The following is a 14,544-nucleotide window of genomic DNA, read 5'->3' on the forward strand; positions in this document are numbered from 1 at the left end:
TGCCGAAAACCGCATAACTCTTTGTTTACCAAGGAGTTTTCCGTTTCGACTGCGCCGGAAGTGGGGCGAATTATAGACGTCCAGAATCTGCCGTCAACCGCTATTTTCACAATTCTGTCATATAGGTGAAAAAAGCCTCTGAAACGCAAAGGCCGGCCCCAAAGGGCCGGCCTTCCTCTCTTCTACTTACAAGCTAGGGAATGCGAACTGCGAAGCTTCATGGCTCGCCCGTCGTGGCCAGCGCTGGGTAATCGCCTTACGACGGGTGTAGAAACGCACGCCGTCCGGACCATATGCATGCAAGTCGCCGAACAACGAGCGCTTCCAGCCGCCAAAGCTGTGATAAGCCACCGGTACTGGCAGCGGTACGTTGACGCCGACCATACCGACTTCGATCTCGTCGCAGAACAACCGTGCAGCTTCCCCGTCACGAGTAAATATGCAGGTGCCGTTGCCATACTCGTGATCGTTGATCAGCTGCATCGCCTCTTCCAGGCTATTAACCCGAACGACGCACAGCACTGGACCGAAGATCTCTTCCTTATAGATACGCATCTCTGGAGTGACGTTGTCGAACAGGCAGCCACCCAGGAAGAACCCTTCCTCATGACCGGCCACACTCAGACCACGACCATCCACCACCAAGGTCGCACCAGAAGAAACACCGTCTTCTATATAGCCGCTGACTTTGTCGCGAGCCTGACCGGAAACCAGCGGCCCCATGTCCAGACCGCATGAAGTACCGGCACCGATTTTCAGCGCCTTGATTTGCGGTACCAACTTCGCCACCAGCGCATCCGCCACCTGGTCACCGACGCACACAGCCACCGAGATCGCCATGCAACGTTCACCGCAAGAACCATAAGCCGCGCCCATCAATGCGCTGACTGCGTTATCCAGATCGGCATCCGGCATCAGCACCGCATGGTTCTTCGCGCCACCCAGCGCCTGAACGCGTTTGCCGCGCTTGGTGCCTTCGGCGTAAATGTATTCGGCAATCGGCGTCGAACCAACGAAGCTCAACGCTTTGACTTCCGGCGCTTCGATCAGCGCGTCCACCGCAGCCTTGTCGCCGTGCACTACGCTCAGCACGCCTTTTGGCAGACCCGCTTCCAACAGCAATTGAGCAATTAACAGCGTGGAGCTTGGATCACGCTCGGACGGCTTGAGGATGAAGCAGTTGCCGCAGACGATCGCCAGCGGATACATCCACAGCGGCACCATGGCCGGGAAGTTGAACGGAGTAATACCGGCCACCACGCCCAACGGCTGGAAGTCCGACCAGGCATCAATGTTCGGGCCGACGTTACGGCTGTATTCTCCTTTGAGAATTTCCGGCGCCGCACAAGCGAACTCGACGTTCTCGATACCGCGCTTCAATTCGCCGGCAGCATCTTCCAGCGTTTTGCCGTGCTCTTCGCTGATCAACTGAGCGATACGCGCTTCGTTCTGCTCCAGCAATTGTTTGAAGCGGAACATCACCTGCGCACGCTTGGCCGGCGGAGTGTTACGCCAGGCCGGGAACGCAGCTTTAGCCGAGTCGATGGCTTTTTGAACGGTTTCGCGGCTGGCCAACGGCAGCTTGTGGATTGCCTGGCCGGTGGACGGGTTGAACACGTCAGCTGTGCGACCGTCTTCGGTCACCAGTTCGCCATTGATCAAATGCGGAATAAGGCTCATGCGGGGCTCCTGAAAAGTTGTCCACTGGCACCCGTCAAGGGGCACCCTTTATATAGAAGGAAAAATCAGTCGATCTTGTTCAGCACTTCGCCGACCGCGTCGAACAGACGATCAAGGTCTTGCGGCTTGCTGTTGAAGGTTGGGCCGAACTGCAAGGTGTCGCCGCCGAAGCGCACATAGAAACCGGCTTTCCACAGGGCCATGCCGGCTTCGAACGGACGCACGATCGCGTCGCCGTCACGAGGCGCGATCTGGATCGCACCGGCCAGGCCGTAGTTACGAATATCGATGACGTTTTTCGAGCCTTTCAGACCGTGCAGCGCATTTTCAAAATGCGGCGCAACTTCGGCCACGCTCTGCACCAGGTTTTCCTTTTGCAGCAGGTCGAGTGCTGCCAGGCCAGCAGCGCAAGCCACCGGATGCGCGGAATAGGTGTAGCCGTGCGGGAATTCCACCGCGTACTCCGGCGTCGCCTGGTTCATGAAGGTGTGGTAGATCTCGGAACTGGCAATCACCGCGCCCATCGGGATCGCGCCGTTAGTGATCTGCTTGGCGATGCACATCAGGTCCGGGGTCACGCCGAAGCTGTCGGCGCCGAACATCGAACCGGTACGGCCGAAACCGGTGATTACTTCGTCGAACACCAACAGGATGTTGTGCTGATCGCAGATCTCGCGCAGACGCTTGAGGTAACCCTGGGGTGGAACCAGCACACCAGCGGAACCGGCCATTGGTTCAACAAATACCGCAGCGATGTTCGAAGCGTCGTGCAACTCGATCAGCTTGAGCAGCTCATCGGCCAGGGCGATACCGCCTTCTGTCGGCATGCCACGGGAATAGGCATTGCTCGCCAGCAAGGTGTGCGGCAGGTGATCGACGTCCATCATCGCCTGACCGAACATTTTGCGGTTGCCGTTCACGCCACCGAGGCTGGTGCCGGCGATGTTTACGCCGTGATAACCACGTGCACGGCCGATCATTTTGGTCTTGGTGGCTTGGCCTTTCAGGCGCCAGTAAGCGCGAACCATCTTCACCGCCGTGTCAGCGCACTCGGAACCCGAGTCAGTGAAGAACACATGATTCAGATTGCCCGGGGTCAGGTCGGTGATTTTCTCCGCCAGCTGGAACGACAGCGGATGGCCGTACTGGAAGCCTGGCGAGTAATCGAGGGTGCCCAATTGCTTGGCGACCGCTTCCTGGATTTCCTTACGGGTATGCCCGGCGCCACAGGTCCAAAGACCGGACAGCGAATCGTAAACCTTGCGGCCCTTGTCATCGATCAGCCAACTGCCTTCAGCCGCCACGATCAGTCGCGGATCGCGCTGGAAATTACGGTTGGCGGTGTAGGGCATCCAGTGAGCATCGAGCTTGAGCTGGCTGGCCAGGGAAGTCGGGTTGTTTTCAGGCAAGTTCATGGGCAAAACCTCGCAGGGCAATAAGCGGCATAGAGATCAAAAGCGTTCTTGCAGCTAAATTGCCACGGGGATAAAGTCTGTGAAATCCAACTTTTCTAACCTTCAGTCAGGTCAATACTAAACTATGAGCAGTCGTCGCCCCGATCCGCTGGCGCAAGTCAGTGACTTTGATATCCGTCTGCTTCGGATCTTTCGCAGTGTGGTGGAGTGCGGCGGCTTCTCAGCAGCGGAATCGGCGCTGGGGATCGGTCGCTCGGCCATCAGCCAGCAGATGAGCGATCTGGAACAGCGCCTCGGTCTGCGTTTATGCCAACGGGGTCGCGCCGGATTTTCCCTGACAGAAGAAGGTCGCGAGGTCTATCAATCGGCGTTGCAGCTATTGAGCGCGCTGGAAAGTTTCCGCACCGAGGTCAACGGTCTACATCAACATTTGCGCGGCGAGTTGACCATCGGCCTGACCGATAACCTGGTCACCCTGCCCCACATGCGCATCACCCACGCCTTGGCGCAATTGAAGGAACGCGGGCCGGACGTGCAGATTCAGATCCGCATGATCGCGCCCCATGAAGTCGAACAAGGCGTGCTCGACGGTCGATTGCATGTCGGTGTGGTGCCGCAAGCGAGCGCGCTGTCGGGGCTGGAATATCAGCCGCTCTATAGCGAACGCTCGCTCCTCTATTGCGCGGTCGGTCATCCGTTGTTTTATGTCGACGATAAACAACTGGATGACGAGCGCCTCAATAGCCAGGACGCCATCGCGCCGACCTTCCGTTTGCCCGCGGAAATCCAGGCCCACTACCAGGCGCTCAGTTGCACCGCCAGCGCCTCGGACCGTGAAGGCATGGCGTTCCTGATCCTCACCGGACGCTTCATCGGTTATCTGCCGGACCACTACGCCAGCCTCTGGGTGCAGCAAGGCCGATTGCGTGCGCTGAAACCAAAGGTGCGTTTTTATGACCTGAGCCTCGCCTCGGTCACGCGCAAGGGCCGTCGCCCGCATTTGGTGCTGGAAAGCTTTTTGGAGAGTCTGGCTGCGACACGCTAGGTTTTATTGCGTCAGGACTTGTCTGATGCCTGTGGGTGCGCTATCAACGCATTGGTTGCACCCATTCACTTGTTCGGAAGTGCCTATGACCTTTGAAGTCCCCGCTCACGGCGCAAAACCTGCCAGCCGCATTCGTCAGAAGAACGAAGAGACCATCATCAAAGCCGCCGAAGACGAGTTCGCCCGTCACGGGTTCAAAGGCACCAGCATGAACACCATCGCCCTGAATGCCGGGTTGCCCAAGGCGAACCTGCATTACTACTTCACCAACAAACTCGGTTTGTACGTGGCAGTGTTGAGCAACATCCTCCAGTTGTGGGATAGCACCTTCAACACCCTCACCACCGAGGATGATCCAGCGGAAGCGCTGACGCGTTACATCCGCGCCAAGATGGAATTCTCCCGCCGTCAGCCGCAAGCCTCGCGGATCTTCGCGATGGAAGTGATCAGCGGTGGCGAGTGCCTGACCGAGTATTTCAACCAGGACTATCGCGCCTGGTTCCAAGGCCGCGCGGGCGTGTTCCAGGCGTGGATCGATGCCGGAAAAATGGACCCGGTCGACCCGGTAAACCTGATATTCCTGTTGTGGGGCAGCACCCAGCATTACGCTGACTTTGCCACGCAGATCTGCCGTGTCAGCGGGCGCACCAAGCTCACCAAACAGGACATGGAAGACGCCGGCAACAACCTGATCCGCATCATTCTCAAGGGCTGCGGCCTGACGCCAACGACCTAAGACACTTATGCCTTTTACCCTCAGCGGTTTTTGCGAGTACCGCGAAGAGATTCGCAAAAGCCGCTTCATCACCTTCGCTGCGCCAATCAGCAGCCCTGCGCAAGCCCAGGCGTTCATCGAACAGCACAGCGATTTGAATGCCTCGCACAATTGCTGGGCCTGGAAGCTTGGCGACCACTACCGCAGCACTGACGATGGCGAGCCCGGCGGCACCGCTGGCCGACCGATTCTGGCGGCCATCGACGCGCAGGATTGCGATCAGGTCGCGGTGCTGGTGATTCGTTGGTATGGCGGCATTCAACTCGGCACCGGTGGCCTTGCCCGGGCGTATGGCGGCGGCGCCAACAAGTGCCTGCAAGCCGCAGCGAAGGTTGAGTTGATCAATCGGGTGCCGGTGAGTTGCGCCTGTGCTTTTGGTGAGTTGCCGCTGGTGAAGCTTCGAGTGACGGAACTGGGTGGATTGGTTGTGGAAGAAACGTTCACGGGCAACGGCGTAGAGCTGCAATTGGCGATCGGCGAAAGTCAGATCGAGACCCTGCAAATGCAATTGGCGGATTTGAGCCGCGGGCGCATTTTGTTGCAGCACTGATCGCACCAACAACGTTCACAGCCCTTTCGTCGAACCGGTGCATTTGCCCACATCTACTGTGCACCCGGCTGTGGATAACCTGAGCACACCCGCCTGTAACCCTTCTGTCATGCGGCTTTGCGGGCGCTGCTCACTTTTCAACCAATCCGCCATCAGAAAAACCAAATCCGCGTAAAAACAACCAGTTAGGGCGGTTTATCACCTTTAGAAGAAAGCCACGCAGTGCTTATGCCCGAGCTTCGGGCTTGCGCACAAATACTGTGGAGCAATCTGTGGATAACCCGTTCATGGCTGTCGCCGCCCCATGTCCGGCATGGCTTGCTGCAGGTTGCTCGTTTTTTGACCAAGCACCCTGAGCAAAACCGGCGCCTGATCAACGGCTTTGCCCTCACGTGGTGCCTGGTTCGGGATCGACATAGGGCGAGTCGCCGTCTTCAACGTCCTCACCTGGCATGCCCAACCCCGGTTGTCTGGCCAACGATGCCATCGACCTGAGCATTGCGCCCGGCGAAAACGGCGCCGGCAAAAGTACGCTGATGAAGGTCATCTACGGCGTGACAAACGCCACCATGACGCTCAAGTCATGCCAGGCGCGGCCCTTCGCCAACTGGCGATATTGCGTTGAAGTCCACATCCGTCTTGCTCCATAAATTCAGGGAGCAACCAGGCTAAAGCCTGGAGTATGCTCCAGGGTCAAGCCCCTTTGAGACGTCATGATGCGCATCGGTGAAATACCGTTATCGCGACTATCCGGCGGACATGGTGCAACTGGTGCTGTGCATCAAGACGGCTCAGTGGCTTGGATTTACCCTCGGCGCGCTGCGTCAGACGTTGCAGCAACGGCTCGGTCAACGTTGTCCATTAAATCCGTGATCCTCATTTATCAAGGAAGCCATTTATGTCTACGGCAAAAACCGCACTCATCATCGGCGCCTCCCGGGGCTTGGGCCTCGGTCTGGTGAAAACCCTGCTGGCCGACGGTTGGCAGGTCACCGCCACCGTGCGCAACCCACAGAACGCCGAAGCCTTGCAAGCCTTGGGCAAGGTGCGGATCGAAAAACTCGACATGGACGATCAGCAAGCCGTCATCGCCCTGAGCCAACAGCTCAAGGGCGAAGTGCTTGACCTGCTGTTCGTGAATGCCGGAGTCAAGGGGCCGGAAGTTCAAACACCGGACGGCGCGACCCTGGCCGAAGTCGGCCAACTGTTCTTCACTAATGCGGTGGCACCGATCAACCTGGCCCAGCGCTTCGTCGGGCAGATCCGTCCGGACAGCGGCGTGCTGGCGTTCATGAGTTCGGTGCTCGGTAGCGTGACCATGCCGGATGCGCCGGAGCTGGCGTTGTACAAGGCCAGTAAAGCGGCGCTGAACTCCATGACCAACAGCTTCGTCACTCAGTTGGGCGAGCAGAAGCTCACCGTACTGTCGCTGCATCCCGGTTGGGTGAAGACCGACATGGGCGGTGAAGGCGCGGACCTCGATGTGGAGACCAGTACCCGTGGGTTGGTAGATCAAGTGAATGCCTATACCGGCAAGGGCGGGCATCACTTCGTGAACTACAAAGGTGAAACCATCCCCTGGTAACCACCAAAGGGACTCATTCCACACAGGGTTATGCATCGTCCTGTCGGACCGGGCTTGCCCGCAACGCCGATTTGTTCGAAACTCCGCACCTCGTCCCCGCGACGACCCTGGATCAGCAGACAGGGTAATCACTGAGCTGGCTAACCTGAACCCCACTTTCAGAGGAGCCGGCCAACATGCCTGCGACCCGTACCTGGTTAAAAAATCCCCTCGCGATCTTCACTGCCAATGGCCTCGATGCCCGAGGCGGCCTGGTGCTGCAAGACGGTTTGATCGTCGAAGTGCTCGCCGTCGGCCAGCAACCTTCAGCGCCCTGTGGACAGGTCTTCGATGCCCGCGAGCATGTGATCCTGCCGGGACTGATCAACACCCATCACCACTTCTATCAAACCCTGACCCGCGCCTGGGCGCCGGTGGTCAATCAGCCATTGTTCCCGTGGCTGAAAACCCTCTACCCGGTCTGGGCCCGCCTCACCCCTGAAAAACTCGCCCTCGCCAGCAAAGTCGCGTTGGCCGAATTGCTGCTGTCTGGCTGCACCACCGCGGCCGATCATCATTACCTGTTTCCCGAAGGCCTGGAAAACGCGATCGACGTGCAGGTCGAGAGCGTCCGCGAACTGGGCATGCGCGCCATGTTGACGCGCGGTTCCATGAGCCTCGGCGAAAAGGACGGCGGCCTGCCGCCGCAGCAGACCGTGCAGGAAGGCGAAGTCATCCTCGCCGACAGCCAACGCTTGATCGCCGAGTACCACGAGCGTGGCGACGGTGCGCAAATCCAGATCGCCCTGGCACCCTGCTCACCGTTCTCGGTGACCCCGGAAATCATGTCCGCCAGCGCCGATTTGGCGAACAAACTCGACGTGCGCCTGCACACCCATCTGGCCGAAACCCTCGACGAAGAAGACTTTTGTCTGCAACGCTTCGGGTTGCGCACCGTGGATTACCTGGACAGCGTCGGCTGGCTCGGCCCGCGCACCTGGCTGGCTCACGGAATCCACTTCAACCCGGACGAAATCGCTCGACTCGGCGCCGCCGGCACCGGTATTTGCCATTGCCCGAGTTCGAACATGCGCCTGGCTTCCGGCATTTGCCCGACCCTGGATCTGACCGCTGCGGGCGCGTTGTTGGGCTTGGGTGTGGACGGTTCGGCGTCCAACGATGCGTCGAACATGATGCTGGAAACCCGTCAGGCGCTGTACATTCAGCGGCTGCGTTATGGCGCCGAGAAGATCACCCCGGAATTGGTTCTGGGGTGGGCGACCAAGGGTTCGGCGAGTTTGCTCGGGCGTACCGACATCGGCGAGCTGGCGGTGGGCAAGCAGGCGGATCTGGCGCTGTTCAAGCTCGATGAACTGCGGTTCTCCGGCAGTCATGATCCGGTGTCAGCGTTGCTGCTGTGCGGCGCTGACCGGGCGGATCGAGTGATGGTCGGCGGCAAGTGGCGGGTGATTGATGGGCAGGTTGAAGGGCTGGACTTGAAAGGATTGATTGCGGATCACAGCCAGGCGGCTCGGCAGTTGATCGCCGGCGTCTGATACAACACAAACCCCTGTGGGAGCTCGCTCCCACAGGGGTTTGTCGTGATCCTAGAGACCAAGCAGCGACAACATGATGAATGTCGCAAACAGCACAAAGTGGGTCATGCCTTCGATGGCATTGGTTTCGCCATCGTTGAGGTTGATCGCGCTGACGATCAGGGTGAGGAAGATCATCACGGTCTGCACCGGGGTCATCGCCATCTGGAACGGCTGGCCGGTGTAGAGCGCCATCGCTTCCATCACCGGTACTGTCAGGATGACCGTCGACAGTGACGCGCCCATGGCGATGTTGACCACCGACTGCATGCGGTTGGCCAGTGCCGCCCGCAACGCCGTCAGAATCTCCGGTGCCGCCGAGATTGCCGCCACCAGGATCGCCATGATCACTGGCGGTGCGCCCGTCCCCTCCAGGCCCAGATCGAGGGTCTTGGACATCACTTCGGCCAAGGCGCCGATGACCACCACGCCGAACACCAATGTCCCGATACTCAGCCCCAGATTGATGGGTTCAAGTTCTTCCTCCGGGATTTTTTTGCGGCGTTTTTCCGGGTAGCTGTAGCTGAAGAAATAACTGTGCGGCCCGACCTGCATGCGCAGGAACAGGGTGTAGAGCACAACCATCGCACCAATAGTGAATGCCGAATAGAGTTTCCAACTGGCCTCGGGGATGAACTCCGGCACCACCATGGAAACGCCCATGGCGGTGAGAATCATCACGCTGTAGCTACGGGCCGAGTCGTCGTTGTAGGACTGTTCGCCGTGCTTGAGCCCACCCATCAACGCAGCGAGGCCGAGGATGCCGTTGATGTCGAGCATCACCGCCGAATAAATCGTGTCGCGTACCAGGGTCGGCGAGGCTTCGTTGCTCATCATGATCGCCAGGATCACCACTTCCACCAGCACGGCGGCCAGGGTCAGGATCATCGTGCCGTAAGGGTCGCCGACTTTTTCCGCGAGCAGTTCGGCGTGGTGGGCGACGCGTATGGAGGCCGCGACGATGAAGGCGATCAGCACCAGGCCGGCGGTCAACGCGATGGGCTGGCCGCTGTGCAGCATCCAGTGCTCCAGCGGATAGGCGACGACGGCGGCGAGCAGGGCCAGTAACAGAAACTTTTCTTGCTTGATGAGTGTGAGCATTGCGGGCCTTTTGTCGTGTGAAGCGACACCAGAGTGATGAGCTACTGACTGCGGGGCAGCGCTAACGTTTCGTTACACCTTAGCGCACCAGTGGATGGCAGCCGTGTCAGGCCATGCACTTTTATCGGCCGCAAGTGCTGGCGGGGAATCGCTGATGGAGTGGATCGCTGATACCTACGCCTATCGACGGGAACAGGCCGCAGTGTGATGAACCGGCTGGTCAGGTTTTGCTAATTGTTTCCACGGGCATCTGTAGAATGCTCGCCATCTGCACCTGATGAGAAAAGACTATGTACGACTGGCTGAACGCCCTGCCCAAGGCAGAATTGCACCTGCACCTTGAAGGTTCACTGGAGCCTGAGCTGCTGTTCGCCCTGGCCGAACGCAACAAGATCGCCCTGCCGTGGAGCGACGTTGAAACCCTGCGCAAGGCCTACGCCTTCAATAACCTGCAAGAGTTTCTCGACCTGTATTACCAGGGTGCCGACGTGTTGCGCACCTCTCAGGATTTCTACGACCTGACCTGGGCCTACCTGTTGCGTTGCAAGGCGCAGAACGTGATTCACACCGAACCGTTCTTCGACCCGCAGACCCACACCGACCGTGGTGTGCCGTTCGAAGTAGTGCTCAATGGCATTGCCGCCGCGTTGAAGGATGGCGAGCAGCAACTGGGCATCACCAGCGGTTTGATCCTGAGTTTCCTGCGCCACTTGAGCGAAGAAGACGCCGAGAAAACCCTCGACCAGGCGCTGCCGTTCCGTGATGCGTTTGTGGCGGTCGGTCTGGACAGTTCGGAAATGGGTCACCCGCCGAGCAAGTTCCAGCGCGTGTTTGATCGCGCTCGTCACGAAGGCTTCCTGACCGTCGCCCACGCCGGAGAGGAAGGGCCGCCCGAGTACATCTGGCAAGCCCTCGACTTGCTGAAAGTCCAGCGCATCGACCATGGCGTGCGCGCCATCGAAGACGAGCGTTTGATGCAGCGGATTATCGACGAGCAAATCCCGTTGACCGTGTGCCCGTTGTCGAACACCAAGCTCTGCGTGTTCGATCACATGTCTGAGCACAACATTCTCGACATGCTCGAACGTGGTGTGAAAGTGACCGTGAACTCGGATGACCCGGCGTACTTCGGCGGTTATGTCACCGAGAACTACCATGCGCTGTATACCCATTTGGGCATGACTCAGGATCAGGCCAAGCGTCTGGCGCAGAACAGCCTGGATGCACGGCTGGTCAAACCCTAGTCACTGATCGTTCCCACGTTCAATTCTGCGTGGGAACGATCATTAAGCAACTGCCTCGCTCAACTCCTCCAGTGTCTTGCCCCGGGTCTCCATCCCGAACATCCACACCACCCCCGCCGCAATCGCAAAACACATCGCCCCCAGCGCAAATACCCCGCCCTGACCGGTCATCGGGAACACCAGCCCGGTCACCATTGGCCCGAGCAACGAACCCACGCGGCCAATCGCCGAAGCGAAACCCGAGCCCGTGGCCCGCGCCGACGTCGGGTACAACTCTGGCGTGTAGGTGTAAAGCACCGCCCACATGCCAAACAGGAAAAACTGCATCAGCAGCCCCGATGCAATCAACAGGCTGACGTTGCCGCCAAACACTGCGCTCTGACCGTAAAGAAACGCCATCACCCCGCCGCCGAGCAATGTCACCACGCACACCGGTTTACGCCCCCAACGCTCCACCAGCCAGGCGGCCATCAAGAAGCCGGGAATCCCGCCGAGGGAAATCAACACCGTGTAATACACCGACTGAGTCACGGCAAAACCCGACTGCTGCAGTAAGGCACTGAGCCAGGACGTCAAGCCATAGAAACCCAGCAAGGCGAAGAACCAGACGCTCCAGATCATCATCGTGCGCTGGCGATACAGCGGCGACCAGATTTGCTGCAACGCGGAAAAGAAATGGCCAGGTGTACTCGTCACGCTCGGTACGCGGATCGGCTCAGGCAGATCCGAACGTCCCAGAGATGTCCGGACCCGATCTTCAATACGCAGCAAGACCTTATCCGCCACGTCATGATGTCCGGCCTGTTCCAGCCAACGCGGTGATTCGGGAATGAAAAAGCGAATCGCCAGAACAAACACTGCCGGCACCGCCAACACGAGGAAGATGTCCCGCCAGCCAATCACCGGCAACAGGAAGTACGACAGCACGCCAGCGGCGACGAAGCCCAGCGGCCAGAAACCGTCCATCAACGCAATGTAACGCCCGCGTCCTTTGGCTGGAATCAGCTCCGAGAGCATCGACTGAGCAATGGGAAACTCCATGCCCATGCCGATCCCCAACAGGATTCGAAACAACGTCAGCGTTTCGACGTTCTGAGCCGTGGAGCACAGATAACTGGCGATCCCCCACAACACGATGCTCCACTGGAACACCGGTTTGCGGCCGAAGCGGTCGGCCAGCATGCCTGACAGCGAAGCCCCCACGACCATGCCGAAAAAGCTCGAACTGGCCAGCAATCCGGCCTGCGCCGTGCTCAGGCCAAACTCGGTTTTGATTGAGCCGAGCAGGAAGGTCATCATCGCCAGGTCCATGGAGTCGAAGAAAAACGCCAGGGCAATGATGATGAAAATGATCCGGTGATAACCGCTGATAGGCAGCCGTTCCAGTCGTTCTGCCGCGCTGAAGCCTCGTGTTTCCATGCCACATTCCCTCGATCCGAAAGTCCCTGGACGAGTGTGCGCGATAGCCGCAGGGGGTTGCTGCTGGGTGCGACCTGCTCGCAGCTCTGAACGACGCCCGAAGCTTCGGACGTCGATCTCGATACCTCTACAACGCCATTTCCAGCTCGGTTTCCTTGGCGAATCGATGGATTTCACGCTGCCCCGCGGCGCTGATCTGCAAGGCTTGCGAATCGTTGGGCAGGCTCAACCAGCCTGACTGCATGAACAATTGCAGCAACGCCGCCCCCAATGATCCGCCCATGTGCGAGCGTCTTTCGCTCCAGTCCGGACACGCGCACGCGACTCGGCTGTTGCGATGAGCCAGCGCCTGGATGAACACACCCCGCGTCGCCAATTGCGTGGCGCCCTTGTGGGTGATCATGACCCGCTGATCGAACTGTTCGATCCAGCCCGCATCCAGCAGGCGCTGGTATAGATCGGCGGCAAGGGTGCCGCCCAAATGGTCGTCGCAAAGCCTGGCGCGCAAGAGTGACGAAGGCGACGCCTGAGGTTTGGCAATGGGTGTCGTGCGCTTGAAAACGTCCGGGATTTCCCGAGGAGTGCTGGCCAGGGTGGCGCTGGCCAGTGCCTCTATCGCGGCTCCCACTTCAGGCGCGGCAAGACGGAAAAACCGCTTGCGGCCGCGAACTTCGACTTTCAACAGACCTCCGGCGGACAAACGCCCCAAATGTGCACTGGCCGACGACGGTGACAGGCCGGCCAATAAGGCCAGCTCTTCGGTTTGTCGCGCCGAGCCGTCCATCAAGGCCCACATCATTGCGCTGCGCTTTGGGTCAGCCAGCAACGTGGCGATCTGGCTGATGCAAGGTGCATGTTCCATGTATTCACTCCCTGTTGAATCGTTTCGTCTACTGCTCAGAGACATCTTGACCAGTAATGTGTCGTCGGCCAAGGCGTGGAAACCGCCATAAACCGGGCAAAGCCAGCCAATCGCACAGGCTATTGCTTCGCAAGTTTCGCAACGCCGTGGCGATTGACCATGGGGCCTGGCTGACTCCGACGTGGACTCGCCATTGCGAGATCGACGGTGCGTACATGAGGCGAGCGCTAGTATAGGCGGGTTAACCGCCGGTTCCTGCCCTTGGAAAATCGTTTGTGGTGATAGTTCCTGAGTGAAATTTCGCTATTTACCTGCGACTAATGATCAGCGCCCGATGACGTCGGAAACTGGCTACTCAACCGGGCGCATCGACTGGCGAGCATTTCGCGCAAAAGGTTCACCGGCTTACTCAATTGTGCGCGATGGGCGCACAACAAATTCAGCGGTGCGCGCTCACAGAGCAGTTCCGGCATGAGCACGTTCAATCGACCGGCCAGCACATCGGCCGCGACATCGAGCCAGGATTTGTAGGCGATCCCGGCACCGGCCACGGCCCACAGCCGCACGACATCGGCATCATCGCTGAAACGATCGCCGTTGACGGTCAGGCTGACCTCGCGTTTGCCGTCGTGGAAACTCCAATGGTCGTGGACCCGGCTGCCGAGCATGAACAGCAGGCAGTTGTGCTGAGCCAGTTGCTCCAGTTGCCGAGGCTCGCCATGCCGAGCCAGGTAACTCGGGGCGGCACAGAGGACGCGGCGGTTCTGTGGGGCGATGGGCAGCGCCACCAGGCTTGAGTCTTCCGGCTCGCCGTACCGCAGGGCGATGTCCACCGGTTGGCGGAACAGGTCCGCGATGCGGTCGCCCAGCAGCAAACGCACCGTGAGTTTCGGATGCTCACGCTGAAACTCGTCCAGCCAGGGCAGCAGCAGATGGCGGCCAAAGTCCGAAGGCGCCGAGAGCTGCAAAATCCCGCTGACCTGGTCCTGACCACTGGCCAATAAACGGCGTCCCTCATCGAGATTGCTCAAGGCGGCCCGAGCGTATTCGAGAAATCCCTCGCCCTCAGCGGTCAGTCGCAGGCTACGGGTAGAACGGGCAAGCAGCCGGGCGCCGAGCTGCTGTTCGATGCGCTTCAACGCCGCACTGGCTACCGCGGCCGACATGTCCATCCCCCGCGCTGCCGCTGACAGACTGCCCAGGTCCGCCGCCCGGACAAACAACTGCAAGTCATCGAAACGCAGCATTTTCCAGCCTTGATTATCAAAAAAACATTGAAAGAGACTGCTCTTTT

Annotated in this window: 12 protein-coding genes and 2 pseudogenes; 8 read left to right on the forward strand and 6 right to left on the reverse strand. The window is 59.2% G+C overall.

The features are described 5' to 3' along the window. Nucleotides 1–186: 186 nt before the first annotated feature. Both ACXPVS_RS26380 and ACXPVS_RS26385 read right to left on the reverse strand, forming a co-directional pair. The gene (locus tag ACXPVS_RS26380; protein WP_458512519.1) at nucleotides 187–1,680 is read right to left on the reverse strand and encodes a CoA-acylating methylmalonate-semialdehyde dehydrogenase; all 1,494 of its coding nucleotides are present in this window, start codon (nucleotides 1,678–1,680) and stop codon (nucleotides 187–189) included. A 65-nt stretch (nucleotides 1,681–1,745) separates the two neighbouring features. Then, nucleotides 1,746–3,095 carry an aminotransferase class III-fold pyridoxal phosphate-dependent enzyme gene (locus ACXPVS_RS26385; protein WP_458512520.1) on the reverse strand — a complete coding sequence of 450 codons (1,350 nt, stop codon included), beginning with the start codon at nucleotides 3,093–3,095 and terminating at the stop codon, nucleotides 1,746–1,748. Nucleotides 3,096–3,219: 124 nt separating this feature from the next. Between ACXPVS_RS26385 and ACXPVS_RS26390 the strand changes: the two genes are divergently transcribed. From ACXPVS_RS26390 to ACXPVS_RS26420, 7 genes and pseudogenes are all read left to right on the forward strand, one after another. Beyond that, on the forward strand, nucleotides 3,220–4,140 hold the full coding sequence (locus tag ACXPVS_RS26390; RefSeq protein ID WP_458512521.1) for a LysR family transcriptional regulator: 921 nt from the start codon (nucleotides 3,220–3,222) through the stop codon (nucleotides 4,138–4,140). Between the two features lie 85 nt (nucleotides 4,141–4,225). Continuing rightward, complete coding sequence (locus ACXPVS_RS26395) at nucleotides 4,226–4,876, forward strand: TetR/AcrR family transcriptional regulator (protein ID WP_458512522.1); 651 nt, start codon at nucleotides 4,226–4,228, stop codon at nucleotides 4,874–4,876. A 7-nt stretch (nucleotides 4,877–4,883) separates the two neighbouring features. Beyond that, entirely contained in the window at nucleotides 4,884–5,465 is a 582-nt protein-coding gene (locus ACXPVS_RS26400; RefSeq protein ID WP_458512523.1) for an IMPACT family protein, read from the forward strand. Between the two features lie 452 nt (nucleotides 5,466–5,917). After that, nucleotides 5,918–6,025: pseudogene (locus ACXPVS_RS26405) on the forward strand (hypothetical protein); the annotation flags it as partial. 178 nt (nucleotides 6,026–6,203) lie between these two features. Beyond that, nucleotides 6,204–6,338, forward strand: a pseudogene (locus tag ACXPVS_RS26410) (MerR family transcriptional regulator); the annotation flags it as partial. Between the two features lie 25 nt (nucleotides 6,339–6,363). Then, nucleotides 6,364–7,050 (forward strand): SDR family oxidoreductase, encoded by a 687-nt coding sequence (locus ACXPVS_RS26415; RefSeq protein ID WP_458512524.1) that lies wholly within the window; start codon nucleotides 6,364–6,366, stop codon nucleotides 7,048–7,050. 176 nt (nucleotides 7,051–7,226) lie between these two features. Beyond that, nucleotides 7,227–8,585, forward strand: coding sequence for an 8-oxoguanine deaminase (locus ACXPVS_RS26420; RefSeq protein ID WP_458512525.1), 1,359 nt, complete (start codon nucleotides 7,227–7,229; stop codon nucleotides 8,583–8,585). A 51-nt stretch (nucleotides 8,586–8,636) separates the two neighbouring features. Here ACXPVS_RS26420 and ACXPVS_RS26425 read toward each other — a convergent pair whose 3' ends face one another. Further along, nucleotides 8,637–9,725: a calcium:proton antiporter gene (locus ACXPVS_RS26425; RefSeq protein ID WP_458512526.1), complete on the reverse strand. Its 1,089-nt coding sequence runs from the start codon at nucleotides 9,723–9,725 to the stop codon at nucleotides 8,637–8,639. 290 nt (nucleotides 9,726–10,015) lie between these two features. Here ACXPVS_RS26425 and ACXPVS_RS26430 point away from each other — a divergent pair, with 290 nt between their 5' ends. After that, entirely contained in the window at nucleotides 10,016–10,969 is a 954-nt protein-coding gene (locus ACXPVS_RS26430; protein WP_458512527.1) for an adenosine deaminase, read from the forward strand. 42 nt (nucleotides 10,970–11,011) lie between these two features. On the opposite strand, the gene ACXPVS_RS26435 is transcribed toward ACXPVS_RS26430, so the two are convergent. From ACXPVS_RS26435 to ACXPVS_RS26445, 3 genes are all read right to left on the reverse strand, one after another. Then, the gene (locus ACXPVS_RS26435; protein ID WP_458512528.1) at nucleotides 11,012–12,388 is read right to left on the reverse strand and encodes an MFS transporter; all 1,377 of its coding nucleotides are present in this window, start codon (nucleotides 12,386–12,388) and stop codon (nucleotides 11,012–11,014) included. A gap of 127 nt (nucleotides 12,389–12,515) precedes the next feature. Beyond that, on the reverse strand, nucleotides 12,516–13,250 hold the full coding sequence (locus ACXPVS_RS26440; RefSeq protein ID WP_458512529.1) for an ArsR/SmtB family transcription factor: 735 nt from the start codon (nucleotides 13,248–13,250) through the stop codon (nucleotides 12,516–12,518). Nucleotides 13,251–13,567: 317 nt separating this feature from the next. Continuing rightward, on the reverse strand, nucleotides 13,568–14,497 hold the full coding sequence (locus ACXPVS_RS26445; protein ID WP_458512530.1) for a LysR family transcriptional regulator: 930 nt from the start codon (nucleotides 14,495–14,497) through the stop codon (nucleotides 13,568–13,570). Nucleotides 14,498–14,544: the final 47 nt, after the last annotated feature.

Source organism: Pseudomonas sp. Ma2-10 (assembly GCF_054330215.1).

Bases quoted from the DNA above. Each gene is read 5' to 3' on its own strand.
- ACXPVS_RS26430 (WP_458512527.1), top strand. From the start codon at position 10,016: ATGTACGACTGGCTGAACGCCCTGCCCAAGGCAGAATTGCACCTGCAC.
- ACXPVS_RS26400 (WP_458512523.1), top strand. From the start codon at position 4,884: ATGCCTTTTACCCTCAGCGGTTTTTGCGAGTACCGCGAAGAGATTCGC.
- ACXPVS_RS26435 (WP_458512528.1), bottom strand. From the start codon at position 12,388: ATGGAAACACGAGGCTTCAGCGCGGCAGAACGACTGGAACGGCTGCCT.
- ACXPVS_RS26385 (WP_458512520.1), bottom strand. From the start codon at position 3,095: ATGAACTTGCCTGAAAACAACCCGACTTCCCTGGCCAGCCAGCTCAAG.
- ACXPVS_RS26445 (WP_458512530.1), bottom strand. From the start codon at position 14,497: ATGCTGCGTTTCGATGACTTGCAGTTGTTTGTCCGGGCGGCGGACCTG.
- ACXPVS_RS26420 (WP_458512525.1), top strand. From the start codon at position 7,227: ATGCCTGCGACCCGTACCTGGTTAAAAAATCCCCTCGCGATCTTCACT.
- ACXPVS_RS26390 (WP_458512521.1), top strand. From the start codon at position 3,220: ATGAGCAGTCGTCGCCCCGATCCGCTGGCGCAAGTCAGTGACTTTGAT.
- ACXPVS_RS26415 (WP_458512524.1), top strand. From the start codon at position 6,364: ATGTCTACGGCAAAAACCGCACTCATCATCGGCGCCTCCCGGGGCTTG.
- ACXPVS_RS26395 (WP_458512522.1), top strand. From the start codon at position 4,226: ATGACCTTTGAAGTCCCCGCTCACGGCGCAAAACCTGCCAGCCGCATT.
- ACXPVS_RS26380 (WP_458512519.1), bottom strand. From the start codon at position 1,680: ATGAGCCTTATTCCGCATTTGATCAATGGCGAACTGGTGACCGAAGAC.
- ACXPVS_RS26425 (WP_458512526.1), bottom strand. From the start codon at position 9,725: ATGCTCACACTCATCAAGCAAGAAAAGTTTCTGTTACTGGCCCTGCTC.
- ACXPVS_RS26440 (WP_458512529.1), bottom strand. From the start codon at position 13,250: ATGGAACATGCACCTTGCATCAGCCAGATCGCCACGTTGCTGGCTGAC.